The following is a 2598-nucleotide window of genomic DNA, read 5'->3' as shown; positions in this document are numbered from 1 at the left end:
AAACCAGCTCTACATTAAATGCCTGCCTAACGAGCCTCAACCGAAAGGCATTAACGGGCGTTCGGATGTCGTCGTAGTCTTGTGCGAGGAACTCCGTATAATCCATTGGCGATATTTGGTCGGTAAGCCGCAAGGCATCCGCCACGCCCCAGATGATAACCTGTCGCCCTGCACGCAGGTCTACATGGGCGTTTGCATACGATAGGTAGGCCTCGCGCAGCGTAATGCCCGTTTGTTCTTTCAGCAAGGCGTTGTAGATGGCGTTCATCGAGACGAACAGCCTTGCGCCGCCTTTCTCCAACGTCAGTTCTCCACGCGCCCTTGTTCGCGAGGCCAGCCACTCGCCTTTGCCTTCGGTTCGGGCGGCATGATAGGTGTCGAGAAAGCCCTTTACCTGCACTTGCAGCTCATCAGCAGGTGTTTCGCCCACCAGCAACGTATCGGTTGCCGTGTCTTCATCCTGCCGCCCCCGCTGCGCCGACACCGCCAGCGCAAGCAGGAGCAGGAGCATAAGCCTTACCGTTTTCATATTCCCTTTTCTAATCTAGCAACAGTAAACAGCGCCGCATCTATCTTCAGGTCGAACTTTTGGTCGCTCATTTGGAGGATGGTTTTGTGCCCTGTCTGCACATTGCTCATCTCCATGCGCCCCATCACCCAGAAACCTTGCACCTTCGAGACGTTGCTTACCACAAGACTGCGGTGCAACTTGTCGAGTTTATCGTAATATTCGGCCTTAGCCACCACTGCGCAGTCTTGCCTTATCCAGGTGATGCGTTTGGAATATATCCCGTGTTTGTCGTTGGGAACCGACTGCACCACCCAGCATTTCTGTCCTCCGAGCATTTCTTCGCGCAGCAAGGTGTGGGTTTCTTCGTCCACGTTGCGGCTGCTCATGTCGTCGTACGTAAAGTCGCTACCCACGAAATAGTCGGTTTTCGACGACTTTCCGCTGATGCGCCTCGTTTTCTTCATGGCGGGCAGGTACAGCCAACGGTCGTCTTCGCGTTTGGCATTGTCGTAGTCCCAGGTAAGGAAACCCGTGCCTTTCACGTCGCCCGGGTAGGTAAAGAACATCACCCGCTTGCTGTCTTTTCCCACATCCATAGCCCACGAAACGAGTTTGCGTTCGCGGCGATTGCCGTTTTTCTGTATCAAAGTCATCGTCAGTGCGGCATAACGGGTGTCTCCGTCGGGCCGGTTCTTCACTTTGAGCATCACGTCGCGCCCCGTTAGGCCGGCAGCAGACGCCGAAATGGCCGAACACGCCAAAAGGATTGCACTTAAAAATATTGTTTTCATTGCTATGACATTTATTTGATTAATACTAAGTTGCCAGGTATCAAGGGTTGGCCTTGCCGTTTTGGGCTTTGCCGAAGATGTGTAAATACTTAAACAAGATGGGCGTAATGAAGAGGTCGGCCAACAAGGCAGAAACCATTCCGGCAATGGCCAATATGCCCCAGTTGCGCAATTGCAGGGCGTTAGACACCGTAAAGCCGGCAAAAGCGACGGAGATGATCAACGTAGACATCACGATGGCCAAGCCTTCGGTGCGGAAGGTGCGCTTGATGGCCAGGTCGTAGTCGCCATAACGGTTGTAGGCCAGGTGCCCATGATTGATGAAATGGATGGTATCGTCTACGGCAATACCCAACACCATGGGGATAAGCGATGCCGTCATCATGTCTAAGGGATAGTCCAGCCAGCCCATCATGCCCCCCACGATGATGGCCGGGGCGATGTTTGGTATCATGCCAATGAGCCCCACCTTCCAATTGCCGAAGACAAGAACAAGGATAACGCCAATGACAAGCACCGAAAGCAGCATCGACCACATTTGTCCGCGCTCCACATACTGCTGCATGGCGGTGAACTGGGGGATGTTTCCCACAGCCGACACGTGGGCATCGGGGAAGAGCTTTTGTGCCTCTTGCTCGATGAGTTGCATTTCTTTCTCGGCCTCGTTCGAGTTGTACGAGTTGAGTTCTATCTGCAAACGCAGCCGCTTATAGTTGTAGTCCATCCAGTATTCGGCCTCGGTTCCGCCTGCATTTTCGTAAAGCAGCAACAGCTGGGCCACCATGTTGGGGTTGTGCGGTATGGCATAGGCCGAGTCTTTGTTGGCATTGAGCGTGCAGTTCATGTCCTTTATGATGTCGAGAATGGAGTTGTGGCGTTTGGTTAGCTTATAGGTTTGGGCAATGCGGCTTAGTTTGTCGAGCTTTTCCAGGTTGCTCGGCAGTTTGGCATCGCCGGCTTTGGGCAGCACAATCATCACGTCGTACGAGTACATGCTGCCCAATTCGGTTTGGCAAAGGTCGAGGAAACGAGCCACATAAGGCACCTTTCGGCCCATGGTGCGTTCTACATCGAAGGCCGGTTCGATGCTGAACAAGCCGACAGCACAAAACGCCGTGAACACAACCGACACGATAACGACAGCACGATGGCGGCGAATGACGAAGTTTCCAAGCCGTTCGAAGAGCGTTCCTGCACGCCCTTCTATGCTGCGATTCATGTGCGGGTGTGGCTTTCGGTTACGTCCGAACGACAGCAACACCGGCGTAATGAAGAGGCAAGTGCCCAAAACACCCA

The 2598-nt window shown here is 53.6% G+C and carries 3 protein-coding genes; all 3 read right to left on the bottom strand.

The annotated features are described in order from the left end of the window. Positions 1-529, bottom strand: a 529-nt coding sequence (locus BN93_RS01660) for a DUF1302 family protein (protein ID WP_019186619.1), incomplete at its 3' end; no start/stop codon positions are given. After that, positions 526-1302 carry an outer membrane lipoprotein-sorting protein gene (locus BN93_RS01655; RefSeq protein WP_019186618.1) on the bottom strand — a complete coding sequence of 259 codons (777 nt, stop codon included), beginning with the start codon at positions 1300-1302 and terminating at the stop codon, positions 526-528. The genes BN93_RS01660 and BN93_RS01655, both read right to left, overlap by 4 nt. A 40-nt stretch (positions 1303-1342) precedes the next feature. Further along, positions 1343-2598: efflux RND transporter permease subunit (locus tag BN93_RS01650; protein ID WP_157462615.1), on the bottom strand; the 1256-nt coding region annotated here is incomplete at its 5' end.

The sequence above is a fragment of the Prevotella conceptionensis 9403948 genome (assembly GCF_000312305.1).
Taxonomy (GTDB): domain Bacteria; phylum Bacteroidota; class Bacteroidia; order Bacteroidales; family Bacteroidaceae; genus Prevotella; species Prevotella conceptionensis.
Note: the sequence above shows the minus strand (reverse complement) of the source record. Positions and strands in the feature narration are given on the sequence as shown.

What these genes read in the sequence shown, in the direction of transcription:
- BN93_RS01655 (WP_019186618.1), bottom strand. Translation starts at nt 1,302, where the DNA reads ATGAAAACAATATTTTTAAGTGCAATCCTTTTGGCGTGTTCGGCCATT.